The sequence below is a fragment of the Lutimaribacter marinistellae genome, assembly GCF_042648365.1.
In the GTDB taxonomy this organism is placed as follows: Bacteria; Pseudomonadota; Alphaproteobacteria; order Rhodobacterales; family Rhodobacteraceae; genus Lutimaribacter_A; species Lutimaribacter_A marinistellae.
Genome location: NZ_JBHRXI010000025.1, coordinates 42415 through 67022, shown reverse-complemented (window position 1 = coordinate 67022; position 24608 = coordinate 42415). Strand labels below are relative to the sequence as shown.

Annotated in this window: 26 protein-coding genes; 10 read left to right on the top strand and 16 right to left on the bottom strand. The window is 64.0% G+C overall.

Going from position 1 to position 24608, the window contains the following annotated elements; translation table 11 throughout:
* Positions 1-147 precede the first annotated feature (147 nt).
* From purF to ACFORG_RS18995, 3 genes are all read left to right on the top strand, one after another.
* Positions 148-1608: an amidophosphoribosyltransferase gene (purF, locus tag ACFORG_RS19005; RefSeq protein WP_386737277.1), complete on the top strand. Its 1461-nt coding sequence runs from the start codon at positions 148-150 to the stop codon at positions 1606-1608.
* 114 nt (positions 1609-1722) lie between these two features.
* The gene (locus ACFORG_RS19000; protein ID WP_386737128.1) at positions 1723-1971 is read left to right on the top strand and encodes a hypothetical protein; all 249 of its coding nucleotides are present in this window, start codon (positions 1723-1725) and stop codon (positions 1969-1971) included.
* A gap of 42 nt (positions 1972-2013) precedes the next feature.
* Positions 2014-2673, top strand: a complete 660-nt coding sequence (locus tag ACFORG_RS18995; RefSeq protein WP_386737127.1) for an SDR family NAD(P)-dependent oxidoreductase — start codon at positions 2014-2016, stop codon at positions 2671-2673.
* 5 nt (positions 2674-2678) lie between these two features.
* On the opposite strand, the gene ACFORG_RS18990 is transcribed toward ACFORG_RS18995, so the two are convergent.
* Positions 2679-3521: an ATP-binding protein gene (locus tag ACFORG_RS18990; RefSeq protein ID WP_386737126.1), complete on the bottom strand. Its 843-nt coding sequence runs from the start codon at positions 3519-3521 to the stop codon at positions 2679-2681.
* A gap of 160 nt (positions 3522-3681) precedes the next feature.
* Between ACFORG_RS18990 and ACFORG_RS18985 the strand changes: the two genes are divergently transcribed.
* Positions 3682-4110 (top strand): c-type cytochrome, encoded by a 429-nt coding sequence (locus tag ACFORG_RS18985; protein WP_386737125.1) that lies wholly within the window; start codon positions 3682-3684, stop codon positions 4108-4110.
* Between the two features lie 127 nt (positions 4111-4237).
* Here the strand turns inward: ACFORG_RS18985 and tatC are convergent, their stop codons facing one another.
* Genes tatC through ACFORG_RS18970 form a run of 3 tightly spaced genes read right to left on the bottom strand, consistent with a single transcriptional unit; the run spans position 4238 to position 5865 of the window.
* Complete coding sequence (gene tatC, locus ACFORG_RS18980) at positions 4238-5128, bottom strand: twin-arginine translocase subunit TatC (RefSeq protein ID WP_386737124.1); 891 nt, start codon at positions 5126-5128, stop codon at positions 4238-4240.
* Complete coding sequence (tatB, locus tag ACFORG_RS18975) at positions 5125-5601, bottom strand: Sec-independent protein translocase protein TatB (RefSeq protein ID WP_386737123.1); 477 nt, start codon at positions 5599-5601, stop codon at positions 5125-5127. The genes tatC and tatB overlap by 4 nt, the downstream gene beginning before the upstream one ends.
* A 6-nt stretch (positions 5602-5607) precedes the next feature.
* Complete coding sequence (locus ACFORG_RS18970; protein WP_386737122.1) at positions 5608-5865, bottom strand: twin-arginine translocase TatA/TatE family subunit; 258 nt, start codon at positions 5863-5865, stop codon at positions 5608-5610.
* A 221-nt stretch (positions 5866-6086) separates the two neighbouring features.
* Here ACFORG_RS18970 and ACFORG_RS18965 point away from each other — a divergent pair, with 221 nt between their 5' ends.
* On the top strand, positions 6087-6719 hold the full coding sequence (locus tag ACFORG_RS18965; protein ID WP_386737121.1) for a helix-turn-helix transcriptional regulator: 633 nt from the start codon (positions 6087-6089) through the stop codon (positions 6717-6719).
* Here the strand turns inward: ACFORG_RS18965 and ACFORG_RS18960 are convergent.
* The 6 genes from ACFORG_RS18960 to ACFORG_RS18935 all read right to left on the bottom strand — a co-directional run bounded on the left by ACFORG_RS18960 (position 6707) and on the right by ACFORG_RS18935 (position 12714).
* On the bottom strand, positions 6707-7948 hold the full coding sequence (locus ACFORG_RS18960; protein WP_386737276.1) for a peptidoglycan DD-metalloendopeptidase family protein: 1242 nt from the start codon (positions 7946-7948) through the stop codon (positions 6707-6709). The two genes, ACFORG_RS18965 and ACFORG_RS18960, sit on opposite strands and share 13 nt — an antisense overlap.
* 73 nt (positions 7949-8021) lie before the next feature.
* Positions 8022-8672: a protein-L-isoaspartate(D-aspartate) O-methyltransferase gene (locus tag ACFORG_RS18955; RefSeq protein WP_386737120.1), complete on the bottom strand. Its 651-nt coding sequence runs from the start codon at positions 8670-8672 to the stop codon at positions 8022-8024.
* On the bottom strand, positions 8669-9457 hold the full coding sequence (gene surE / locus ACFORG_RS18950) for a 5'/3'-nucleotidase SurE (protein ID WP_386737119.1): 789 nt from the start codon (positions 9455-9457) through the stop codon (positions 8669-8671). Before surE ends, ACFORG_RS18955 begins: the two co-directional genes overlap by 4 nt.
* A 139-nt stretch (positions 9458-9596) precedes the next feature.
* Positions 9597-10685: an ABC transporter ATP-binding protein gene (locus tag ACFORG_RS18945; RefSeq protein ID WP_386737118.1), complete on the bottom strand. Its 1089-nt coding sequence runs from the start codon at positions 10683-10685 to the stop codon at positions 9597-9599.
* A gap of 105 nt (positions 10686-10790) precedes the next feature.
* Entirely contained in the window at positions 10791-11930 is a 1140-nt protein-coding gene (locus ACFORG_RS18940) for a hypothetical protein (protein ID WP_386737117.1), read from the bottom strand.
* A gap of 4 nt (positions 11931-11934) precedes the next feature.
* Complete coding sequence (locus ACFORG_RS18935; protein WP_386737116.1) at positions 11935-12714, bottom strand: SDR family oxidoreductase; 780 nt, start codon at positions 12712-12714, stop codon at positions 11935-11937.
* Positions 12715-12886: 172 nt separating this feature from the next.
* Here ACFORG_RS18935 and ACFORG_RS18930 point away from each other — a divergent pair, with 172 nt between their 5' ends.
* The gene (locus ACFORG_RS18930) at positions 12887-13900 is read left to right on the top strand and encodes a Hint domain-containing protein (RefSeq protein WP_386737275.1); all 1014 of its coding nucleotides are present in this window, start codon (positions 12887-12889) and stop codon (positions 13898-13900) included.
* Between the two features lie 100 nt (positions 13901-14000).
* Here the strand turns inward: ACFORG_RS18930 and ACFORG_RS18925 are convergent, their stop codons facing one another.
* Entirely contained in the window at positions 14001-14360 is a 360-nt protein-coding gene (locus tag ACFORG_RS18925) for a SnoaL-like domain-containing protein (RefSeq protein ID WP_386737115.1), read from the bottom strand.
* A 185-nt stretch (positions 14361-14545) separates the two neighbouring features.
* Here ACFORG_RS18925 and ACFORG_RS18920 point away from each other — a divergent pair, with 185 nt between their 5' ends.
* The 3 genes from ACFORG_RS18920 to ACFORG_RS18910 all read left to right on the top strand — a co-directional run bounded on the left by ACFORG_RS18920 (position 14546) and on the right by ACFORG_RS18910 (position 18814).
* Positions 14546-16153 carry a peptide chain release factor 3 gene (locus ACFORG_RS18920; RefSeq protein WP_386737114.1) on the top strand — a complete coding sequence of 536 codons (1608 nt, stop codon included), beginning with the start codon at positions 14546-14548 and terminating at the stop codon, positions 16151-16153.
* A gap of 170 nt (positions 16154-16323) precedes the next feature.
* Positions 16324-17256 (top strand): glycosyltransferase family 2 protein, encoded by a 933-nt coding sequence (locus ACFORG_RS18915; RefSeq protein WP_386737113.1) that lies wholly within the window; start codon positions 16324-16326, stop codon positions 17254-17256.
* Positions 17257-17422: 166 nt separating this feature from the next.
* On the top strand, positions 17423-18814 hold the full coding sequence (locus ACFORG_RS18910; RefSeq protein WP_386737112.1) for a DEAD/DEAH box helicase: 1392 nt from the start codon (positions 17423-17425) through the stop codon (positions 18812-18814).
* 10 nt (positions 18815-18824) lie between these two features.
* Here the strand turns inward: ACFORG_RS18910 and ACFORG_RS18905 are convergent, their stop codons facing one another.
* Both ACFORG_RS18905 and ACFORG_RS18900 read right to left on the bottom strand, forming a co-directional pair.
* A complete protein-coding gene (locus ACFORG_RS18905) occupies positions 18825-19727 on the bottom strand; it encodes an EamA family transporter (protein WP_386737111.1) in 903 nt (300 codons plus the stop codon).
* A gap of 19 nt (positions 19728-19746) precedes the next feature.
* A complete protein-coding gene (locus tag ACFORG_RS18900) occupies positions 19747-20724 on the bottom strand; it encodes a fatty acid desaturase (protein WP_386737110.1) in 978 nt (325 codons plus the stop codon).
* 110 nt (positions 20725-20834) lie between these two features.
* On the opposite strand from ACFORG_RS18900, the gene ACFORG_RS18895 reads away from it, so the two are divergent.
* Entirely contained in the window at positions 20835-21698 is an 864-nt protein-coding gene (locus tag ACFORG_RS18895) for a helix-turn-helix domain-containing protein (protein WP_386737109.1), read from the top strand.
* On the opposite strand, the gene ACFORG_RS18890 is transcribed toward ACFORG_RS18895, so the two are convergent.
* The 3 genes from ACFORG_RS18890 to ACFORG_RS18880 all read right to left on the bottom strand — a co-directional run bounded on the left by ACFORG_RS18890 (position 21695) and on the right by ACFORG_RS18880 (position 24581).
* Positions 21695-22456, bottom strand: coding sequence for an SDR family oxidoreductase (locus ACFORG_RS18890; RefSeq protein ID WP_386737108.1), 762 nt, complete (start codon positions 22454-22456; stop codon positions 21695-21697). The genes ACFORG_RS18895 and ACFORG_RS18890 overlap by 4 nt on opposite strands.
* Positions 22453-23928, bottom strand: a complete 1476-nt coding sequence (locus ACFORG_RS18885; RefSeq protein WP_386737107.1) for a carnitine 3-dehydrogenase — start codon at positions 23926-23928, stop codon at positions 22453-22455. The genes ACFORG_RS18890 and ACFORG_RS18885 overlap by 4 nt, the downstream gene beginning before the upstream one ends.
* 95 nt (positions 23929-24023) lie before the next feature.
* A complete protein-coding gene (locus tag ACFORG_RS18880; protein ID WP_386737106.1) occupies positions 24024-24581 on the bottom strand; it encodes a lipocalin family protein in 558 nt (185 codons plus the stop codon).
* Positions 24582-24608 lie beyond the last annotated feature (27 nt).

The window sequence follows — 24608 nt, the reverse complement described above, 5'->3', positions numbered from 1 at the left end:
TTTTTCGTTGGCATGTCAGAAATCAGGCACCCGATACGTTTTGACCCAAGGTTCAATTGTGATCCTTTGATGACACCGCCGGTCCAAGGCATTATGTGGGGGCTGACCATCACGGAATCGGAGCTGCACGTTTTGCAAAGCCCGCAGATGCCTCCCGCCCACCCGTTCGACGATGACAAGCTCCGCGAGGAGTGCGGCATCTTCGGCGTGACGGGCGTTCAGGATGCCGCCACCTTCGTCGCCCTCGGACTTCATGCGCTGCAACATCGCGGCCAGGAAGCCGGTGGAATCGTCGCCCATGACCCGGAACAGGGGTTTAACTCGGCTCGCCGCTTCGGCTATGTCCGCGACAATTTCACCTCGGCCGATATCATGGAAACCTTGCCCGGGCCGCTGGCCATCGGGCATGTGCGCTATTCGACGACCGGGTCCAAGGGCCAGACCGCCATCAGGGACGTTCAACCGTTCTTCGGCGAGTTCTCGATGGGCGGGGCCGCGATCGCGCATAACGGAAACATCACCAATGCCAACGCGTTACGACGCGAGTTGATCGAGCGTGGTTCGATTTTCCAAAGCTCGTCCGACAGCGAATGCATCATCCACCTGATGGCCCGTTCGCTTCAGCGCAACATCCCCGAGCGTATGGAAGATGCGCTGCGCCGGGTCGAAGGCGCGTTCTCGGTCGTGGCCATGACACGCACCAAGCTCATTGGCGTCCGCGATCCGCTGGGCGTTCGTCCGCTCGTACTGGGCCGTGTCGGCGATGGCTGGTGTCTGAGTTCCGAAACCTGTGCCCTTGATATCATCGGTGCCGAGTTCATCCGCGAGATCGAACCTGGCGAAATGGTCGTCATCACCGCCGATAAGGGCGTTGAGAGCCATTTTCCCTTCCGTCCGCAACCCTCGAAGTTCTGCATCTTCGAGCATGTCTACTTCTCGCGCCCTGATTCGATCCTGGGTGGCCGCTCGGTCTATGAGACCCGCGAGGCGATCGGGCGCGAACTGGCCAAAGAGTCCCCGGCAGAGGCAGATATCGTTTGCCCGGTTCCTGATAGCGGCACGCCTGCCGCCATTGGGTATTCGCTCGAATCGGGCATCCCTTACGCGATGGGCATCATTCGCAACCAGTACATGGGTCGCACCTTCATCGAGCCAACCGAGCAGATCCGCAACATGGGTGTCCGGCTCAAGCTGAACGTCAATCGTGCTCTCATCCGGGGCAAACGCGTGGTATTGGTCGATGACTCGGTGGTGCGTGGAACGACGAGCCGCAAGATCAAGGAGATGATCCTCGACGCTGGCGCGAAAGAGGTCCATTTCCGCATCGCAAGCCCACCGACGGCATGGCCATGCTTCTACGGGGTCGACACACCCGAGAGGGAAAAGCTGCTTGCCGCGACCATGTCCGAGGACGAGATGGTCAAACACCTCGCAGTCGACAGCCTGAAGTTCATCTCTCTCGACGGCCTTTACCGGGCGGTTGGCGAATCGCAGGGGCGCAACAAGGCGTGTCCGCAATATTGCGACGCCTGTTTTTCGGGCGAATACCCGGTCGTGCCTGCGGACAAGGTCGAACAGGGCTTCAAGATGCGGACAGCCGCCGAATAAATCCGTCGATCGGCACCCTTTTGCCGCCGGCGGCATCTGCCGCCGCGACTCGGCTTTTGCCTCCCGCCTGGTTTTGCTAGGCAGCCGCGATTTTCACGGACAGGTACGACATACATGGCAAACAAGACCATCGAAGGCGCCGCCACGCAGGAGGGCGCCCTCAAGAAAAACGCGCTTGCGGTACTCGGAATTTTCGGACCCGAGAACGATCTGAACGCCTTGGTGCGTTTTCCCAACGGTCGGGTCGAAACTGTGACACGCGGCGAACGGGCCGAACGCGGAACCATCGTGGCGATCGACCGCGAGGGCATCGTCGTCCAGCGTAACGGCCAGGCACGACGCATCCCCATCTCCGGCGGCTGATCCCTCTTGACGGGTGGCCAAAGCGGGTTCAAACCGCGCCCCATGACAGATACTTCTTCCTCATCGAAACTCGCCCTCGTCACAGGTGCCTCGCGCGGGTTGGGTGCGGCCATGGCCGAGGCGCTGGCCCTCGACTACCACGTCGTCGCCGTCGCCCGCACCACCGGTGCGCTCGAGGAACTGGATGACCGCATCAAGGCGCGCGGGGGATCGGCCACACTCGCCCCCATGGACATCACGGACCCAGCTGCCATGGCCACCCTGTGCCGTGGCATTCACGACCGCTGGGGAAGGCTGGATCTTTGGGTGCACGCCGCGATTCATGCCGCCCCACTTGCGCCGGCGAATTTCGTCGACACCAAGGATTGGCAGAAATCGATCGCGGTGAATGCAAGCGCCACCGCACTGCTCATCCCCTACGTCTCACCGCTTCTCGGAACGGATGGCCGCGCCCTTTTCTTCGATGATCCTCGCGCGGGCGAGAAGTTCTTTGGGGCTTATGGCGCCACGAAGGCGGCACAGATAGCGCTTGCACGCAGCTGGCAGACCGAAACGGAGCGGACCGGACCACGTGTCGTGATCGCCAGCCCGGCGCCGATGCCGACCGCCACGCGAGCACGTTTTTTTCCGGGGGAAGACCGCGACTCCCTGACCTCATGTGCGAAGGAAGCGTCCCGCATCCTTGCCGACATGGGTGTCTGAGCCGGTCAGCCGAGGCGAACCCCGTGCCGCCCGGCGAGATCGGTAAAGAACTGCCACGCCACGCGGCCCGAGCGTGCGCCGCGCGTGGCCTGCCACTCGATCGCTTCGGCGCGCAGCACGTCGAGGTCGGGCTTCAGGTTGAAGGCCGCGCAGTAACCTCTTATCATTTCAAGATATTCATCCTGGCTGCATGGATGAAAACCGAGCCACAAACCGAACCGATCGGACAGCGAAACCTTCTCTTCAGTCGCCTCGGACGGGGAAATCGCCGAGGATCTTTCGTTCTCGATCATGTCCCGCGGCATCAGGTGCCGCCGGTTGGACGTGGCATAAAACACCACGTTTTCGGGCCGCCCTTCGATGCCGCCGTCGAGTACTGCCTTGAGGCTCTTGTAGTGCTGGTCGTCGTGGCTGAAGGAGAGATCGTCACAGAACAGCATGAAGCGATAGGGCGCGGCGCGCAGATGATTCAGCAGACGCCCGACCGAGGGGAGATCCTCTCGCTGTAGTTCGACCAGCTTCAGCTCGGGATAACTCACTTGAACATGCCCATGTACTGCCTTGACAAGGCTTGATTTCCCCATCCCGCGCGCGCCCCAGAGCAGGGCATTGTTCGCAGGCAGACCCGCTGCGAAGCGCCGCGTATTGTCGAGGAGCGTATCGCGCGAGCGGTCAATCCCCACGAGCAGAGAAAGGTCCACCCTGTTCACCTGTTCCACCGGTTCCAGACGGTCGGGCGCGACGTGCCAGACATAGGCGGGCGCGCTCGAGAAATTGGGGGTGGTCAGGGGGGCCGGTGCCATGCGCTCAAGCGCGTCGGCGATCCGGGAAAGCGCGGTCTGGTCCATCGTCATGCTCCTGTCTCTAACCGCCGGTCAAAGCAAAATGTGACGTTTTGTACAAGCTTCCCGCCCGTGATTGACCGTTTTGTACAAAACTTTCCCGCCCCTGTTGACCTTCCCGCAGGTGGAAACCCCAGTTTCGCGGAAAAGACGGGAGACACATGGAATGAAACCACCCCTGATGATCGGCCTGGCCCTCGCCGCCGGAGCTGCTGTCGCCTGGGTTCTGATGTCGACGCAAAGGGAGGTCGCGCAGCCACAGGACACAGAAGGCGCCGCCATGGTCGAGGTCACCCTCCCCGGCAGCTGGAGCGAGGGGGCCGGAATCGGGCAGAGCATTTTCGAGGCCAAATGCAGCAGCTGCCACGGCATGAACGCGGTCGGCAAGGAAGGCTATGGCCCCCCGCTCGTACACAAGATCTACGAGCCGTCGCATCACGCGGATGAATCGCTCCAGCGGGCCGTTGCCCTTGGCGTGCGCGCACATCACTGGGGCTTTGGCGACATGGCCCCTGTCGACGGTCTGACACGCGGCGATGTCGCCATGGTCATTCGCTACATCCGCGATCTGCAACGCGCCAACGGGATCGAATGAGCCCGAAGCAGAAAAGGCGCGGCCTGTGCTGCGCCTTTTCCATGTCCGTGCCTTTCCACCTGCCACCGGCTGCGCGCCTCAGGCGCGCTGATCGAGCGCGCGCGGAACGCGCGCTCCTTTGGATTGCCTAGCGGTCGTTCTCTTCGTCGAACTCTTTCATCAGCGGATCGTCGAACTCTTCCTCGTCGTCATAGTAGCCGTCGGCGCGCAATTGTTCTTCGCGCTTGGTTTCGACCCGGCGGACAAGGAAGATCGACACCTCGTACAGCCCGTAGACCACCACGAAGAGAATCACCTGCGTGATCACGTCAGGCGGCGTGACGAGGGCTGCAAGCACGAGGATGGCGACAACCGCGTATTTGCGGACACCGCCCAGCCCTTCGGCGCTCACCAGCCCGGCCTTGCCCATCAGGGTGAGCAGGACTGGAAGCTGGAAGCACAGGCCAAAGGCCACGATGAACTTGATCGTGAGGTTCAGGTATTCCTGCGCAGAGCCCTGAAACACGACCGATAGTCCGGGCTGTGCCATTTCCGGCTGCGCGGGAAGCGCTTGGCCGTCGGCCCCAAACTGCTGGAACCCCAGGAAGAAGTCGTAGGCCAGCGGTGTCACCACGTAGAAGGCGAAAGACGCGCCCAGCAGGAACATGAAGGGCGACGCCAACAGGAAGGGCAGAAACGCGTTCTTTTCCGTCCGGTAGAGGCCCGGCGCCACGAAGCGCCACATCTGCATCCCGATATAGGGAAAGGACAGGATGAAGCCGCCGAGAAGCGAGACCTTGATCGCGACGAAGAAACCCTCCTGCGGAGAGATGAAGATCAGGTCGCAATCCTGGCCGCGCTCGGACAGCACCTGACAGAGCGGGTTGGTCAGGAAGTTGAAGATCGGGGTCGCGACGGTAAAGCAGATCACCATCCCGATGATGAAGGCGATCACCGAGTGGATGAGCCGCGTCCGCAGCTCGGTCAGGTGTTCGATCAACGGGGCGGCGCTGTCGTCGATCTCGTCTGTCTTTGTCATGTCTTGTCCGTTTCAGGGGCCGCGTCGTCACGGGCCAGCGCGGCCTCGTATTCCTCGGCCTTTCTCAGCGCCTCTTCGGCTTCGCGCGCCTTGCGCTCGGCAGCCGACCGCGCGGTGGCGGCCTGGATCTTGCGGGCTTTCTCGGCGCGGTCGGCGGCCAGCTTGCCGGTTTCGCTTTCGGGGTCGTACTTGGTCGGATCGATACCCTTGGCGATATCCTTGGTGGCGTCCTTGACACTGTCCATGGCCGACCCGATCGGGTTCGATGCGGCCTTGAAGCTTTTCTGGATATCGCTGACGCCGGCCTCGTCGGCGGCCTCGTTCATGGCGCGGCTGAACTCGCGCGCCATGCCACGGGCACGGCCCACCCAGCGACCCACGTTGCGAAAGAGCACCGGCAGGTCCTTGGGCCCGACGACGATCAGCGCGACGATGCCGATGACCAGAAGCTCGGTCCAGCCGAGGTCAAACATGGGCGATCAGACCTTGTCTTTTTCGACGTCGAGATCGGTCTTGGGATGCGTGCCAGCATCGGTCGGCTGGGGGGTAACGTCCTTGGCGCTGTCGGATGCGTCAAGCTCGAGCTGTTCTTCCGAGCCGTCCTTGACGCCTTTCTTGAAGGCGGTGATGCCCTTGCCGACCTCGCCCATCAGCGACGAGATCTTGCCGCGGCCGAACAGCACGAGGACGACGACGGCGATGAGAAGAAGGCCGGGAAGGCCGATATTGTTGAGCATTGCGATTCTCTCCTTTGCGGTGACGGGCGGCGCCGCGGCCCGTCTGTATCGGTTCGGTCCCGCTTTTACGGGTCCGTGAAGGATGCCGGAAGATCCCACGTCGCCCGAACGCGGTCCGGCGACCGGTCCTGGCGGTGGTTTTTCCGCCACGCGCTTGACACCTGACAGGTTTTTGTCAGTTTTGAACGATGGAGGGCGTGGTGGGCCGGACAGATAGGTTGATGGAGATTCTGCGCCTGCTGGGCGATGGCGGACTGCACACCGCCGGCGCGCTGGCGGCGCGGCTTGGCGTGTCGCAGCGCACGCTCTACCGCGACATGGAGGTGCTCGCGTCGCGCGGTGTTCCTGTCGAAGGGACGCGGGGGTCAGGTTACAGGCTGGCCCGCCGGATCGTGTTGCCGCCCTTGGAACTGAGCCCCGAGGAGATGGAGGCGCTGAGCCTGGGGCTTGCGATCGTTGGAGAGGCCACGGACCCGGCGCTCAAGGCGGCAGCGCTTGGTTTGGCAGACAAGGTCGAGGCGGCGCTGCCCATGGATGCCCTGCCCGCACCCGAGGCGTGGAAGCTTGCCGTGAATCCGCTGGCCGACGCGGCGCGGGGCTTTGCGCACGTGGCGCCGGTGCGCGCGGCGATCGGGGCGCGGCAGAAGCTTGAGATCCTGCCGCGCGGGGGCATGCCCGATGTATTGCGTCCACTGCGACTGGAAGTGCTGGGCCGGATCTGGGTGCTGACTGGCTGGTCCGAAACGCGCGAAAGGTTCGCCGAGCACCGGCTGGACCTGCTGGAGCGAGTCAGCCCCCTGCCCGCGCTTTTTACCGATGAGCCGGGCAAGCGTCTGGAGGATTACTTGAGATAAGGTTCGGGATCGACGGAATCGAAGCCTTTGCGCACTTCGAAATGCAGATATGCATTGTCTCCGCCACGCAGCCTGGCGATTTTCTGGCCACGGCGGACGGTATCGCCCTTGTTCACCTCGATGCCATCGACATTGGCGTAGACGGTCAAAAGGTTGTCGGCATGGCGCAGCACGATGATCGGCACCTGGTCGGCATCCGAGGTGATGGCCGCGACGGTTCCGCCATCGGCGGCGGTCACGGCGGTTCCGGGAGCAGCGGCAAAGTCGATGCCTTCGTTCTTGCCCTTGGAATAGGGACGGATGATCCGGCCCTTGACCGGCAGGGCCAGCTGCGAAGACTGCGTCGGCTCTCCGACCGAGGTTTTCGGCGGCTCGGGCTTCTGTGCCGTCGTCTTCTCGTCGGGCAGCGGCTTGGTCGCGCTGGGGGGTGTGGGTGTCGGGCTGCCCTGCCCCGGCGCTGTGACGGCGGCGGTGGCCGTGGCAGCCGCAGCAGTGGTCGCGGCGTCGGGCGCGCGTGCGGTCGAGGAACTGGCCGCCGGTTGCTGGCTGCTGCGCGGTGCGGGCTGGTCCTTGATCGGGATCAGCAGGTACTGGCCCTCGCGCACGGCGAAGTCGGGGCCAAGCCCGTTCCATTCGGCGAGCGCCTTGACCGGCACCTGGTAAAGCCGCGAGATCGTGTAGGCTGTTTCACCCCGGGCGACCTTGTGCCGGACAGGTTCGGGCCCGGAGGGGGGCGCCGGCTGCGGCTTGGCAGGGGCCAGCGCGGTGGTCTGGACCGGTGTCGTATCGGGCGCGTTGTCTATCGCCTCGCCTGCAACGGCAGCGATGTCTACGCTGCCCGCCGTGCTTGCGGCGGGAACCTTGCGTGGCAGGGCGAGCACCTCGCCCTCGCGCAGCGTGACCTGCGGGTCAAGCCCGTTGAAGCGGGCAAGTTCGGATGCGGGCAGGCCGACGCGTGTCGCGACCTGCGCGACCGTATCGTTGCGCCGGGCCACTACGACCTGGTAATTCGGATAGGTGATCACCCCGCGCTCGTCCGGGCGCGGCCTGTCGGCGGTCGAGACCGATTGCGCCGCCGGCGCGGTCGAGAACCCGCCGACATTTCCCCGCAGATCGTAATCGAGCGGTTCATCGCATCCCGCCAGCAGTGCCACGACACCCACGAGTGCCGCGCCGCGCACGGTTCTGACCCGGTTCAGCCGGGGAACATGCCGGAAATCATCACGCATCTTGCCATCCTCGATCCTGCCCCGTTCGTCGGAGCTTGGTCCCTGCCCGTCCGGGTCCTCTTGCCCGATCCGCTCAGCCGCCGTCACGCCCTAGCCCCTCGAGCAGAGGGACGAAGCGCACTGGCCTGAGCTCGTCGTAATCGAACCCGGTTTCAGTCCGGCGAACCCGGATCAGCGTCTGCACCGTATCCGACTGGCCCACCGGCACCACCATGATACCGCCGATTTTCAACTGCGCCAAGAGCGGCCCCGGCGGGTCTTCGGCGGCGGCGGTCACGATTATGCGGTCGAACGGCGCCTGTTCGGGCAAGCCGAAGGATCCATCCGAGACCATCGTGGTGATGTTCACCAGATCGAGGTCGCGAAACACCTGCGACGCCTCGCGTACCAGGCGGGCATGGCGTTCGACCGTGTAGACGCGCCGCGCCAGCCGCGCGAGGATCGCCGCCTGGTAGCCCGACCCGGTGCCGACCTCGAGCACCTTGTCGCGCGGGCTGACCTCGAGCGCCTGCGTCATCAGGCCGACGACCGAGGGCTGGCTGATGGTCTGCCCGCAGGCGATGGGCAGGGGCATGTCCTCGTAAGCGCGCCCCGCGAAGATGCCGCGCACGAAACGGCCGCGATCGACCGCCTCCATCGCTTCGAGCACGCGCTTGTCCGTCACCCCGCGCGAACGGAGCGCAAAGAGGAACTGCATCTTGGTTTCGGGGTCGGGGCTGCTCATTCGATCGCTTTCAGCGCCTCCAGCGCGTCATGCGCCGTCAGGTCGGCCCGCATCGGCGTGACCGAGATGAAGCCGTCGAGATTTGCCGCGGCATCGGTGCCCGCATCCGTCGGGATCTGCTGATTGCCGCCGGTGACCCAGAGGAACCGCCGCCCCGACGGCGAGGTGTGTGCCTGCACCCCGAAGAACGTATCGCGCCGCCAGCCCTGCCGCACGGCGCGGATTCCCTTGACCGAGGCGGCAGGCACGGGCGGGAAGTTGACGTTGTAGAACAGGCGATAATCCGCCGTCGCATCGGTTTCAGGCGTAGCGGAGAGGATGCGCCGGATCACCTCTGCCCCATGCTGGGCCGCGGCCTCGAACGCGTTGTCGAGCTTGAGGTTGGCCGGTCCGTAATATTGCGACAGCGCGATCGCGGGCAGCCCCTGAAGAGCCCCCTCCATCGCGCCGCCAAGCGTGCCGGAATAGAGCGCGTTTTCCGCCGAGTTGTTGCCACGGTTCACACCCGACAAAATGAGGTCGGGAGGTGTGCCCTGCATCACGTCATGGACGCCCGCCAGGACGCAGTCGGCCGGGCTGCCCTCGGCCGCGAAGCGACGCTCGCCCATCTGGGCAATCATGGTTGGGTGGGTGTAGCTGATGCAATGGGCGACGCCCGATTGTTCGAAGGCCGGAGCCACCACCCAGACCTCTCCCTCGGGTCCGGCAAGCTCGGCCGCGATGGCCTCGAGCACCTTCAGTCCCGGCGCATTGATGCCGTCGTCATTCGTACACAGGATCCGCATAACCGCCCTTGCCCCCGCAAAGCTTTTTTCGGAAGTTTTGCCCTTGATAGACGCGCGCCCCGCCAGCGGCAAGCAAACGCCGTGCCATATATGCGGCAAAGACGCATCAACCGGCGATGAAACGATCGTTTCCCTGTCGTCAGGAGGCCGGGAACACGAAACAGCGGTCGCGACGGATGGTCAGCCACATGACCCGGCCCGGTTTGGGCATGAACACGTTCGGCACGGTTGCCCGCAGGATCGAGCCGTCATGGTCCATGCGGAACTCGACAAGGCTTTCATTGCCGAGAAAGCGCGCCCGCTCCACCACGCCGCGTGCGGCCACGCCATCGGAGGGCGTGGGGACCGGCCCCTTGCCACCGCGGTCGAAGTCGAGCTTTACATGCTGCGGGCGAAAGACGATCTCGACATCGGTGCCGTCGGGATGGCCGGGCGCAAGGAACTGGCCGAAGGGGGTCTGTGCCAGCGCGCCGTTCACCTGCGCGCGCAAGACGTTGATATCGGAGAAGAAGGCCACCGCGGCCTTGTCGGCGGGACGGGTATAGACGTTGTAGGGCGCGCCTTGCTGTACCACCCGCCCGTCGCGCATCAGGGCGATCTGGTCGGCCATGCGCATCGCCTCTTCGGGCTCGTGCGTCACCAGCAAAACGGCGGCGTCCTCATCCTTGAGCAGGGCCAGCGTTTCGTCCCGGATGCCGTCGCGCAGCCGGTTGTCGAGGCCCGAGAAAGGCTCGTCCATCAACATGATGCGCGGGCGCGGGGCGAGCGCGCGCGCCAGTGCCACCCGTTGCTGCTCCCCCCCCGAAAGCTGGTGGGGAAAGAGATCGGCATAGCGGTGCAGGTGGACCTTGGCGAGCAGTTCCTCGACCCTGCCGCGCCGTGCCTCTTTCGGACCCTTGAGACCGAACCCCACGTTGTCGGCGACGCTGAGATGCGGAAAAAGTGCGAAATCCTGGAACATCAGGCCGATGCCGCGCCGTTCGGGCGGGACACGAAAGACGGTATCGCAGATCAGCTTGCCATCGACCCAGATCTCGCCGGTATCCTGCATCTCGACGCCCGCGATCATGCGCAGCGTCGTCGACTTGCCGCAGCCCGATGGCCCCAGCAGGCAGGTCACCTGCCCCGCCGCGATGCTCAGCGAGACGTCGTTGACCACGGCGCGCCCGTCGATACGGCGCGTGACATTGCGGATTTCCAGCCGGGGCGGATCAGTAGTGACGGTCACGGGGCACGGATTCCTTGCGATCCCGAGCGGAATTGTCGGGTCCGGGCGGAGATAACAACCCCGCCCACCGCCCGCAAGCGGGCGCGTCGCGGTCAGGTCCGGAACTCAACCGCCGCCATGCCGCTCCTCAGCGGCATCCAGCAGGTCGAACGCGGCCTCTGCGCGCACCCGGCCATTCACCTGCACCTCGATCCGGTGCGTACCAGGCACGAGGCGAAAGGTCGTCGCATCGCCCTTGAGCTTGTGGCGTTTTTCAAGAACCAGTTCGGTATCCGACAGCCGCGCCTGTTTCAGCTTGTGCGTCTTGGCCGAGATACGCCCGCCGGGCCGGCGGAAATGGATGATGTAATCGACCAGAACAGGCGTGTCTTTCGGCCCGATCAGGCTGACCGTGAAATCGAGCGCGCCCCCTATGCGGGCGGACCCGTTCAACCGCAGATCTGCCGTGATCTGCGCATCAGGGTCGAAGCCCAGATGCCGCAGGGCGTCGGGATGGCCGGATTTGACAAGGCCACGCAGGGCATGGCGCGCCATCCAGGTCAGTTCATCGGGTTTTTGCCGGCCTTGCCTGCCCCATTGCCCGAGCCGGTCGATCACGAGGTCGGGTTCGTTGCGCGTCACATCGTTGAGGTGGTTGGCCACGGACCGGGTGACATAGCGTGTCGGGTCGGCGTGCAGCCGGTCCAGCAGAGGCAGCGGCGTCGAGACCGCAAGATCCACCCCCTGCCCCCATGGCAGCCGGGGGCGTGTGCCCTCGGAGACGAGGCGGCGGACATGGTAATGCGGATGGCCCACCCAGCTTTCCATCCTTGCAAGCACCGTCTCGGGGTGATCGTTGAGTAGCGGCCGGATGGCCCATTCCATCGAGAATCGCTGCGTGATTTCCTCGATGAGGTCAAGCGCCCTGTCCGGCTCCTCGCCTCCGCGGGCGGCCACCCATTCGCCGAGCGGGGCGTAGATGAAATCGCCGAAATCGCCATCGCTGAGCGTGGGATCGCAGGGCGGCGGCAAGGCCCGCAGGATGATCGGCCCGACCCGCTCCAGCGGGCCGGGGACCGCCTCGGCGAGGCAGGTCGCGATCCAGTCCATTCGGGCCTTGAGCTCCAACTCAGGCAGGCGGCTCATCACCGCCGTTTCGAAAGCGCCGTGATCGAAGGACGGATCGGCAGCCGCAAAGCGCGCCGAGAGGCTGCGCACCTTCTCGGCGTTGAACAGCTGATCCTTGAGCAGGTCGCCGGCGGCCACGCCCCTAGACCGTGAGGTTGGTTGCGCCGCCATCGAGCAGGATGTTCTGGCCGACGATGAAACCGGCATGTTGCGAACAAAGGAAAGCACAGGCCGCCCCGAATTCCTCGGCCGTGCCGTAGCGGCGGGCCGGGATGGTCGCGGCGCGCCGGTCGCGGGCCTCGTCAATGCTGATGCCCTCGGACTTGGCCACGCCGGAGTCGAGCGCGTCGGCACGGTCGGTGGCATGGATACCCGGAAGCAGGTTGTTGATCGTCACGCCATTGGGCGCGACCTGGCGCGCGGTGCCCGCGACATAGCCCGTGAGGCCGGTGCGCGCGGCATTCGACAGCCCCAGAACCGCGATCGGAGAGCGCACGGATTGCGAGGTGATGTTGACCACGCGGCCCCAGCCCCGCTCCATCATCCCGGGCAGAAGCGCCTTCATGAAGGCGATGGGTGTCAGCATGTTGGCATCCAGCGCCTTGATGAAATCCTCGCGGTCCCAGTCGGACCACATGCCCGGCGGCGGTCCGCCCGCATTGGTGACAAGGATATCGGCCGCGCCTGCCGCTTCGATCACCTGTGCCTGCCCGTCGGGCGTGGTCACGTCACAGGCGACCGTCTGCACGTCGACGCCATGCGCCTCGCGGATCGCCGCCGCAGTCTGTTCGAGCGCGTCCGAGCCGCGTGCGTTCAGCACGAGGTCGACCCCCGCAGCGGCAAGCGCTTCGGCGCAGCCCCGGCCAAGGCCCTTGCTCGACGCACAGACCAAGGCGCGTTTGCCCGATATTCCCAGATCCATCTTCGTTTCCTCCGTTCGCGGTCTCTGTTCGCGCCGAGTTGACACTGCGCGCGGGGAAATTGCCAGCACTTCACCCGAAGGACGACCGGAAATCGCCACAGTTGCAGGATAACTCGGGTCTTGCACGCCGCGCCGCGCGGTCCCACACTCAAGATACGCCACAAAGAAAGACCTGCACGTGACCGCCGTGAGCCCCGCCCAGTCCCTGCCCGTTTACCGTGCCGAGCACGTGACGGTGACGCATGGTGCGAATGAGGGCGACCGGCTTTCGGTGATGGAAGAACTCGTCCTCGACGATATCTACGGGCTCGATGCCGCGGCCTCGCCTGCGCGGCTGTCGGTCATCACCCATGGCGATGGCAGTTTCGAGATTGGAGCAGACACGGCGCTGGGGCGGCCGGGGGCGGCACTGCATCTCGATTGTGTGCTGAGCCTGATGTCACCCGATGGCCAGACGACGGATGCGCTGGTGCTGGTCGAGGTGGATGGCGACGGCTTCGTTGCCGCGATCTACCTGTTGCCGCTGGCGCCGCTGCAGACGCGGATGGATTACACGCTTGTCGGGATGGACCGCGACGGCGCGCGGCAGAAACTCGCGCAGGTGGCGTGCGTTTCCTTCACGAGGGGAACGCATATCACGATGGCGTCGGGCGCGCAGTTGCCGATCGAGGAGCTTGCCGTTGGCGACCGGGTTCTGACCCGCGATGACGGGGTGCAGCAGGTGCGCTGGATCGGGCGCAGCACGGTGCGGGCACAAGGAGCGTTTGCGCCGATCCTGATCCGGGCGCGCGTTCTCAACAACGAGAACGACCTTCTGGTGAGCCCCGATCACCGGCTCTTCGTCTACCAGCGTCGCGACGAGATCGGCGCGGGACAGTCCGAGATCCTGGTCAAGGCGCGCCACCTGGTGAACGGCGAGTCCGTCGTGGTGCAGGAAGGCGGGTTCGTCGAGTATTTCCAGATTCTTTTTGACCGGCACCACATCATCTATGCCGAGGGGATCGCAGCGGAATCGATGCTGATCGACCCCCGGACACGGCCCGCCCTGCCGCGGGAATTGCTGGAAAAGGTCTCGCCTTTGCTGGACCGGCATGGTGCGGAGGGCGAGCACGGGGTGGATGTCGGCCGCGCGCTTCTGGACCGGCCCGACGCGATCGCCCTGCTCAAACGCGCTTCGACGCGGTAAACGCTGCGTCTTGCGAGGCTCTGCCTCGCGCTCCGGGATATTTTTCGCAAGAGGAAGGTACAGGTCGCGCGCCCGTCGAGCGCGGTGGCCTGACCCGCCGTCAGTAGAAAAACTCTTCACGCACGATCTTGCCGTCCGCAACGTGATAGATACCCACTTCCTCCATCTCGGACACCGTGCCGGTCGCCTTCTCCCGGGCCGTCACACGGAAAATCACGGCAAAGCGGTCCTCTCCGTGAAGCATCGGGCCGATGATCTCGCCGTCCAGCATTTCCATGCTGCTCTCCCACCAGTCATGCTTGGCCCGGATCGCGTCGAGGCCGGAAGCTTCGCGACCTTGTCCCATATCCGCAGCTTCCATCGACACAGCGTTGGCGGCATAAAGCCTGTCCAGATTGGCGCGTGCCCGGTTTTCGCGGCAGCCCGCCACGAGTTCGTCAGCAATGGTCTTGAGATCCATCATGCGCTCCCAATAGAAAAAATGTTCCGATAATGTTCTCATCATGGCATCGAAATCCGATTCGCGCCAGCCGCGCGCCGCAGGCGCGCCCGGCCCAACGGGAAGAGGCCCCGACAGGGGTCGATGACGGGCGGGAGCCGCTCTCTCATATTGCGTGCCGGGTGCAACCTGCTATACGCGCGGGCATGCTCGATACGCCCACGAACCGCCCCCAACTGCCGCCCGAAATTGCGCGGCGCCGGACCTTTGCCATCATCTCGCATCCCGATGCGGGAAAGACGACGCTGACCGAGAAGTTTCTTTTGTATGGTGGGGCGATCCAGATGGCGGGCCAGGTGCGCGCCAAGGGCGAGGCACGGCGCACGCGGTCGGATTTCATGCAGATGGAAAAGGACCGGGGCATTTCGGTCTCAGCCTCGGCCATGTCCTTCGACTATGGCCAGTTCCGCTTCAACCTGGTGGATACGCCGGGCCACAGCGACTTCTCCGAGGACACCTATCGCACGCTGACTGCCGTGGACGCGGCAATCATGGTGATCGACGGGGCGAAGGGCGTCGAAAGCCAGACGCAGAAGCTGTTCGAGGTGTGCCGCCTGCGCGATCTGCCGATCCTGACCTTCTGCAACAAGATGGACCGCGAGAGCCGCGACACGTTCGAGATCATCGACGAGATCCAGGAGATGCTGGCAATCGATGTCACGCCCGCGTCCTGGCCTATCGGGCAAGGGCGCGATTTCATCGGCTGTTACGACCTGCTGCGCGACCGGCTGGAGCTGATGGACAGGGCCGATCGCAACAAGGTAGCCGAAAGCGTCAAGATCGAAGGCCTCGACGACCCGAGGCTGGCCGAGCACGTTCCGGCGCATCTGCTGGAGCCTTTCCTTGAGGAGATCGAGATGGCGCGCGCGCTTTTGCCCGCGCTCGATCCGCAGGCGGTGCTCGAGGGGCATATGACTCCGATCTGGTTCGGGTCGGCCATCAATTCCTTCGGGGTGCGCGAATTGATGGAGGGGATCGGGCGCTATGGCCCCGAGCCGCAGCTGCAAAGCGCCCAGCCGCGCGGGATTGCCCCCGAAGAACCCAAGGTGGCGGGATTCGTCTTCAAGGTGCAGGCGAACATGGACCCCAAGCACCGCGACCGCGTGGCCTTTGTCCGCATGGCGTCGGGCCATTTCAAACGCGGCATGAAGCTGACTCATGTGCGCACGAAAAAGCCGATGGCGGTGTCGAACCCGGTGCTGTTCCTTGCATCGGACCGGGAACTCGCCGAGGAGGCCTGGGCAGGTGACATCATCGGCATTCCCAACCATGGGCAGCTGCGCATCGGCGACACGCTGACCGAGGGCGAAGCGATCCGCGTTACCGGCATCCCGTCTTTCGCGCCAGAGCTGTTGCAGGGCGTGCGCGCAGGCGATCCGATGAAAGCAAAGCACCTGGAAAAGGCGCTTATGCAGTTTGCCGAGGAAGGCGCGGCCAAGGTGTTCAAACCCTCTATCGGGTCCGGTTTCATCGTTGGCGTGGTGGGACAGTTGCAGTTCGAGGTTCTGGCGAGCCGGATCGAGATGGAATACGGACTGCCGGTCCGGTTCGAAGGATCGCAATTCACCTCGGCCCGCTGGGTAACGGGTGACAAGGCCGAGATCGATCGTTTCGTGAATGCCAACAAGCAGCATATCGCGCATGACCATGATGGCGACATCGTCTACCTGACCCGCCTGCAATGGGACATCGACCGGGTCGAGCGGGACTATCCCAAGCTGCATCTTTCGGCGACCAAGGAAATGATGGTCTGAGCCGGGCGCCGGGCTCTCGCCGCTTTCCAGGATGTCCTTCGCGACGTTGCTTTGCGGAGGCCGAAAAAGCAATCGTGTTCGGCAGCCGCTTGCTCTTTGGCGGGCTACGTCCCTTGCCACCCTGCCCGCCGCCGCCCTAGGGTTCGGGAAAACCGGAGAGGACGGGCAGAATGGGCGTGACATGGGGCATCGTGGCGACCGTGAAAGCGCCGGCTGGTGAGATCCTGCGCTTCGTTGCGCATCACCTGGAACTCGGCGCGCACAGGGTCTTTATCTACTTGGACGAGGAAACGCCCGAGGCGCTAGAGGCCCTGAAAGCCCATCCCAAGGCGCGGGTTTTTAACTGCGATGCGGCCTATTGGGAAAAGCGCAAGCGTGATCGCCCGGACAAGCACCAAAGCCGCCAGACCGCAAATGCGACCCATGCCTATAATCGCGCGGATGTGGACTGGATTGCGCATGTCGACGTGGATGAGTTCATCTGGCCCGACGCACCGCTGGCTGAACGCCTGGCCGGCCTGCCCGACGCGTGCCCGACGGCGCGGATGCGGCCGGTCGAGTCGCTGGCCTGCGCCCCGGACCTCTACAAGGCTTTCGTTCCCGCCGGGTCCGAGCGTGACGATACGGTGCGCGCGATCTACCCCCAGTACGGCGCCTTTGTGAAAGGTGGGTTCATGAGCCATGTCGCGGGAAAGCTCTTTGCCCGTACGGGGCGCAAAAAGGCCAGTTTCCGGATCCACAACCTTTTTCATGCAGGCCAAATGGTCGAAGGCGGAACTGAGTTGGACAATGTCGAGCTGCTGCATCGGCATGCCAAGGATTGGGGCCGCTGGCTGGCCGCCTATCGCTATCGCGTGACGCGGGGCTCGTATCGGCCCGGCATGGCGCCAAATGTGCCGGTGGCGCATGGTGGGTTGTCCATGCACGAATTGCTGACAGGCATCGAGGCTGAGTATGGCGAGGCCGGGCTGCGCGCCTTCTACGACGAAATGAATGCTGTCGATCCCGTTGTCCGGCAGAACCTGGAGGAGCGGAACATGGTGTTGTTCCGACCTCTTCATCTGGATGAGAAACTGGCGCGGCACTTTCCTGATTTTGTCTGAAACCAAGCATTTGCCCGCCTGCTGCAGCGCGGAATTTGACGCTGGCGTCGGTTTTTGTTATGTCGCGCCCACGCCGCCACGGAGCGCAGGATGCGCTCGGCCATACGGGCCCGGCTTTGACTAGGACGTGCGGGCCAAGTGAAGTGTCCGCAAACTGCGGACACATATGACAAAATTTGCAGAACTGAACCTGAATCCCAAGGTCCTCAAGGCTATTGAGGAGGCTGGGTACGAAAGCCCGACCCCGATCCAGGAGGGAGCGATTCCCCCTGCCCTCGAAGGTAAAGATGTGCTGGGTATCGCCCAGACCGGAACGGGGAAAACGGCAAGCTTCACCCTGCCGATGATCACCCGGTTGGCGCGCGGTCGTGCCCGGGCCCGGATGCCGCGCAGCCTTGTGCTGTGCCCCACACGGGAGCTGGCAGCGCAGGTCGCCGAAAATTTCGACACCTACTCCAAGCATGTAAAGCTGACCAAGGCGCTGCTGATCGGTGGTGTCAGCTTCAAGGAGCAGGACGCGCTGATCGACCGTGGCGTCGACGTTCTGATCGCGACCCCGGGCCGCCTTCTCGATCATTTCGAGCGTGGCAAGCTGCTGCTTACAGGTATCGAGATCATGGTGGTGGACGAGGCCGACCGGATGCTGGACATGGGGTTCATCCCCGATATCGAACGCATCTTTTCGCTGACGCCGTTCACGCGCCAGACCTTGTTCTTCTCGGCTACGATGGCGCCCGAGATCGAACGGATCACCAACACCTTCCTGTCCGCCCCGGCACGGGTCGAGGTCGCGCGCCAGGCGACGGCGTCCGAGACGATCGAACAGGGTGTCGTTGTCTTCAAAGGCAGCCGCAAGGACCGCGAAGCCAAGGAAAAGCGCGACGTTCTGCGCGCGCTGATCGATGGCGAGGGCGAGACCTGCAGCAATGCGATCATTTTCTGCAACCGCAAGACCGATGTAGATATTGTTGCGAAGTCTTTGAAAAAGCATGGCTATGACGCAGCGCCGATCCATGGGGACCTTGACCAGAGCCAGCGCACGCGCACCCTCGAAGGGTTCCGCGAAGGCAGCCTGCGCTTTCTCGTCGCGTCAGACGTGGCGGCGCGCGGGTTGGATGTGCCAAGCGTCAGCCATGTCTTCAACTATGACGTACCCGGCCATGCCGAGGATTACGTGCACCGCATCGGTCGCACGGGCCGGGCCGGACGCAAGGGCAAGGCGTTGATGATCTGCGTTCCGCGCGACGAAAAGGCGCTGGCCGCGATCGAGTCGCTGATCCAGAAAGAGATCCCGCGCATCGAAACACCCGCCCTGCCCGAGCCGCCCAAGCGGACCCGTCGCGGCAAGGATGCCGACGAGCGCCCGCGCGAAGAACCCGTCGCCGAGGCGCAACCCGACAGCCCGGCGCAGGAGGAAAAGCCCGCCCGCAAGTCGCGCGGCCGGAAATCCGACGGCGGCAAGCCCCGGCGCGAGGATCGCGACAACAAGGTCGTCGGCATGGGCGATCACATGCCCAGCTTCATCGCCATGAGCTTCGAGGAACGGCGCGCGAGCTGATCGCGCGCTGTCAGATCGCCAGAACCAGCGTCAGGATCGACAGGCCGAGCAGCGCTATGCCGGCCAGTTCGCGGCGGGTAACGGTTTCGCGGAAAAAGAGCGTCGAAGCGAGCAGGGAAAAGATCAGTTCTACCTGTCCCAGCGCCTTGACGTATGCGGCGTTCTGCAAGGTGAAGGCCCAGAACCAGCAGAACGATCCGCCCATGCTGGTCAGCCCTACGAAGACACCGGTCGAGCGAGTCGCCCAAACCGCTCGCAATTCTTCTCGGTCACGCCACAACAGCCAGAGCCCCATTGCAATCATCTGGAACGTGGTCACCGAGGTCAGCGTCACTGCGGCGCGGAAGACGGCCTCGGCCTCGCCCAACGCCAGTGACGCCCCGCGATAGCTGACCGCCGAAAAGGCAAACAGCACCCCCGATGCCAGCCCGAGGCCCGAAGCCCTGTTCGTGAGGTGGCGCCACCAACTGCCCTGCCCGCCGGGCACGTGAGACAGAAGCAGCACCGCAACCAGCCCGATCAGGATTGCGCCCAGCGCACCGGCCGAAACGCCCTCGCCAAGGATCACGAAACCCACGAGGGCTGTCTGGATCACCTCGGTTTTCTTGAAGGTGATGCCGACAGCGAAGTTGCGTTCCTTGAACAGGGCCACGACGCAGATCGTGGCGAGGATCTGCGCCGTGCCGCCGATCACCACGAAAGCCCAGAAGCCCGGCGAGAGTGGCGGCAGAGATCGCCCCGTCGCGCCGAGGTAGAGGAAAAGCGCGAGCGCAATGAGAGGGGCTGAATAGGCAAAGCGCGCAAAGGTTGCGCCCGCCGCCGACAGCTTTACCGTGCTCAGCGATTTTTGCAGCATGAACCGCACGGTCTGAAACAATGCGGCCGCGAGGGTGACGGGTATCCAGAGGCTCATGGCCTCTCATGACCTGAAATCAGTCGCGGGGCCAGAGCGGATGCGGCACCGGATCCTTGGCGCGCCAGAAATACTCGCGGAAAATCTGGGAATAGGAGCGATAGACATAACCATCGTTCACGGCCAGATAGCGCGCCTTTCCTACGCGATACAGTGCGGGCAAAGCATACCAGGGGGCGGCCGGGTTCATGTGATGAACGACGTGGAAGTTGTTGTTAAGAAAGAGAAAAGCGAGCGGACCTCGATCCTCTATGATCACCGTGCGCCCGCGGGCCTTTTCATGTGCGCGATGCTCGAGGAAGGTGCGTATCTTGAGCAGTGACAGGCCCAGATAGGCGGCGACAAGATAAGCCCAGACGGGCATCGGCGACAGAGCGACGATCCACAGGACGGCCACCACACCAGGCACGTGAAGGACCCAGGCCAGCAGGACGGCCTGGTCGCCTTGTCGCGCAGCGCGCCACTCATCCGCCATGAAACTCAGCTGCCCGATCACCGGTCCCAGCAGCATGCGACCGGCAAGCGTGTTGTTCAGCGCGAGCAAGCGCCGCTGCCACCGCGAGAGAGTCTGCCAGCGCGCAGGGTCGAAGTAGTTGCTTTCCGGGTCGTCATAAGGGTCGGTCAGGTTGGAGTCGAGGTGATGGGCAAGGTGCAGATCGCGGAACCTGTTGTAAGGGATCGCAAGGGACAATGGCAGCGCCATCATTGCCTCGTTCAGGCGACGCGAACGGAATGGATGGCCGTGCACCACTTCGTGCGTCAGCGAGGAATGAAGAGCGATGAGAATGGCGGTGGCGGGCAAGGCCAGCACCAGTGACCATGCAGCAAGCCATGTGACGGCTCCGGCCCAACACGCATAGGTCGCAGCGATCAGAAGGAATGTCCCCCATTCGGGGTTTTCGACGACGGGAACGCGGTCGGCAACGGGCTGTTCGGCCTCGGGAATCTGGACACATGTCGATTGGTCCCGCGCTGCGGGGTTTTGGGCCGAACCCATTCTGCCTCCTGTCGCATTTGAGTGGTCACAAAACCGTTACCGCGCTTTTTCAGCGCTGAGAATTCCGAATGTGATTAACAAGTTTCACCATCTGTGATAATTATCACAACATGACGGATACTATCGACAAACGGGTTCGCGCCGAACAGTTTCGTACCAGGCTGGCCGAGGCAATGCAGGCCCGCGACGAAACGCAAAGCGGGCTGGCCCGTGCAGTGGGCGTCGACAGGTCGACCATATCGCAATTGCTGACCGACGACGGGGCGCGGCTTCCCAATGCGCATGTTGTCGGTGCCTGTGCGGCGGCGCTGGGTGTATCTGCGGACTGGTTGTTGAGCCTGTCGGACCGGCCCGAGCGCGCCGCGGAACTTTTGGCAGGCGCCCTGTCCGTCACCGAGGCGCCCCGTGCGCTGGTGGATGAACGGATATTCGAGTGGCATCGCGAGGCGGCAGGGTACAAGATTCGGCATGTTCCGGCGGCGCTGCCCGACATGCTCAAGACCCGCGCGCTGCTGGAATGGGAATATGCCCCCCATCTGGGTCGCACCGCGAACCAGGCGATCGGCGCGTCGGAGGACCGGCTGACCTGGATGCGAAGCTCGCAATCGGATTACGAGATCGCCCTGCCCCTGTTCGAAATGCACAGTTTTGTTCATGGCGAGGGGTATTACGATGGGCTTCCGCTTGAGACCCGGCTGGAGCAGATCGACCGGCTGATCGACCTGACCGAGCAGCTATATCCGCGCCTGCGGCTCTATCTTTTCGATGCCAAACGGCTTTACTCGGCCCCGATTACGGTGTTCGGGCCGCTGTTATGCGTGTTCTATGCAGGCAGCCATTACATGGCTTTTCGTGACCGGGACCGGATCGAGGTCTTTACCGGCCATTTCGACCGATTGGTGCGCGAGGCCAGCATGACGGCCAGGCAGTTGCCCGATCACCTGCGGCAAGAGCGGGCGCGGATCGCCGGTTAGAGCTTGGGGTCCGGGTTGACCGTGTGCCCGTCCACCGCGATCACCTGTCCGGAAACGAGCCGGGCAGCGTCCGAGGCCAGGAAGACCGCCATCGCGGCGACATCCTGCGCCTCGATAAACCGGCCCATCGACGTGCCCGAGGCATAGCCTTGATAGACCTGATCGCGCGTCATGCCCTTTGCCACAGCTTCGCGCGCCAGAACACCCTCCATCCTTGGCCCCTCGACTGCGCCGGGGCAGATCACGTTGCAGCGGATGCCATGCGGGCCGAGTTCCATCGCAAGCGTCTTTGCCAGCCCGATCACGCCCCATTTCGCCGCGGCATAGGGTGCGCGGTTGGGATAGCCGTACTGGCCCGCCGTCGACGAGGTGATCAGGATCGCCCCTGCGCCTTGCCGCTTCATCAGCGGGGCCGCATGTTTCGCGCAAAGGAACGCGCCGTCGAGATTGACCGCGATGCAGGTGCGCCAATCGGCAAGGTCGACATCCTCGACCCGTGCGGTGGGTCCGGCGATGCCGGCGTTGCAGCAGAGCGTATCCAGCCCGCCCCATTCCGCGTCGATCCGGGCAAACATCGCCCGCAATGCGGTCTCGTCCGTCACGTCGAGGCAGGAACGCCCCCAATCCGACGGACAGCGATCCAGTGCCACCTGGTCGAGATCCGCCACCCACACGCGCGCGCCTGCGGTTGCAAAGGCCTGCGCCATCGCATGGCCCACGCCCGATGCGCCGGCAGTGATCAGAACCCGCGCGTTCATTCCGCCATCGGCACGGGTTTGCGTATCGAACTGCCCGCACCCTGAGGATACTCCAACCCAGACTGCGCGGCGGCGATCCGTGCCATTGAATCCTCGATTTCCTGCGAAGGCGCGCAGGGGCGCCGGGTTTCAAGGCTGACATGCAGCAGGAAGCTTTCGCAGGTGGCGATCAGCTCTTCACCCTCGTACATCGAGTGGAAGAGGTGCAGCTTTTTCCCCTGTCCCAGGAGCATCTGCGTACGAACCGAGATCCGCGCCCCGGCATGGCATTCGCCAAGGTGCCGGATATGCGTTTCGGCGGTGAAATAGCTGCCACCGGACGCGATGTAGTCGGCGTCGCAGCCGATGATTTCCATGAAACGGTCGGTCGCACCGGCAAAAGCGTCGAGATAGCGGCTCTCGGTCATGTGACCGTTGTAATCGGTCCAGTCGAGCGGCACCGCCCGAGCAAGTGTCAGGATCGGCTGCGCCAGATCGGCAGTTTCGATATCCGGCATCGCATCGCGCTTGCGGCCAGCATCGTGGGCGTTGAGCACCGCACCCGCACCCCAGTCTTGTGCCTTCAGCGCGCGCATCATGGCGACGAGGTTGTTGTCGCGGATACGTTCCAATTCGCGGATCGAGTGCATGCCTGATTGCGCGTCGGACTGGTCCGCGATGAGGTCGACCAGTTCGTCGGTGAATTCGGGTACGTCCATCAGCTTGGTCCATGGCCATTTCAGCGCCGGGCCGAACTGCGCCATGAAGTGGCGCATGCCCGCCTCGCCCCCGGCGACGCGATAAGTCTCGAACAGGCCCATCTGCGCCCAGCGGATGCCGAAGCCCATGCGGATCGCCTCATCGACTTCTTCGGTGGTGGCGATACCGTCCTTGACCAGCCACAGCGCCTCGCGCCAGACCGCCTCGAGAAAGCGGTCGGCGATATGGGCGTCGATCTCTTTCTTCACATGCAGCGGGAACAGGCCGAGCGATGAGAGAAGGCCCTTGGCCCGGTCGATGAGAGCGGCCTCGTTCGCGCCGGTCGTGACGAGTTCGATAAGTGGCAAAAGGTAGACCGGGTTGAAAGGATGCGTCACCACGATCTGGCCGGGCCGGTCCGAACCTTCCTGAAGCTCTGATGGCTTGAAGCCCGACGTGGATGAGCCGATGATCGCCCCCTCCTCGCAGGCGGCCTGTATCTGGGCATAGACCTTGAGCTTGAGGTCGAGCCGTTCCGGTACGCTTTCCTGGATCCACTCGGCACCCTCGACAGCCTCGGCGAGGTCGTCGTGAAAGCTGAGCGTGCCTTCGTCCGGCAAGGGCAGATCGCTGAGCCCCGGCAGGGACCGGCGGGCATTGTCCAGCACTTCGCCGATCTTGCGCTGAGCCTCGGGATCGGGGTCGAAAACCCTGACATCCCACCCGTTCAGCAGGAAGCGCGCCGCCCAGCCGCCCCCGATTACGCCCCCGCCAATGATCGCCGCTCTTGCCATTCGTCCGTCCCGTTTTGCGTAAAGACGCCGATGGGTCCGGCCATCGGCGACTGTGTCAGTGTTGTTCAAGGCGCCTCGCGCCTTGATCGCGTGGTCTATTCGGGCGGCTGCGGCACCATGCGCAGGGCCGTCAGATCATACCCGTTCTCGCTGAAAACCTGTCGCGCGGTATCGAGCTGTTCCTGCGAGATCTCCGGGCTGCGGGCCAGCACCCAACCGGTCGAGCCTGCCGGGTTGCCGACCACCGCCATCTCGTACCCGTCGGAAACATGCAGCACCCAGTAATCGCCGTTGAGGAATGGCAACCATGACAGGAACGGCACGAAGCTGACCGACAGCTTGCCGGGACCGGCCGGCCGCGCCACGCCTTCGGCCTGTTCGACCGGCCCATCCAGCGCGCCCTTGCGGCAGGTGTTCACCACGTCGATCTTGCCATCGTCGCGCTGCGCGTATTCGGCCGTCACGCCGACACAGTTTTCCTCGAACGAGTTCGGGTAACGCGCGATTTCGTACCACAGGCCCATATAGGCCGGGATATCGAGGGCCTGCACCGTCGTCATTTCGACGGATTCGTCACGATATCCGGCGGCGGATACATCCGCTGCGGACAGGCAGAACAATACGGTGGCGGCGGTCAGGGTCGAGCGGATCATGGAACCTCTTTCTTCACGTTGCGATCG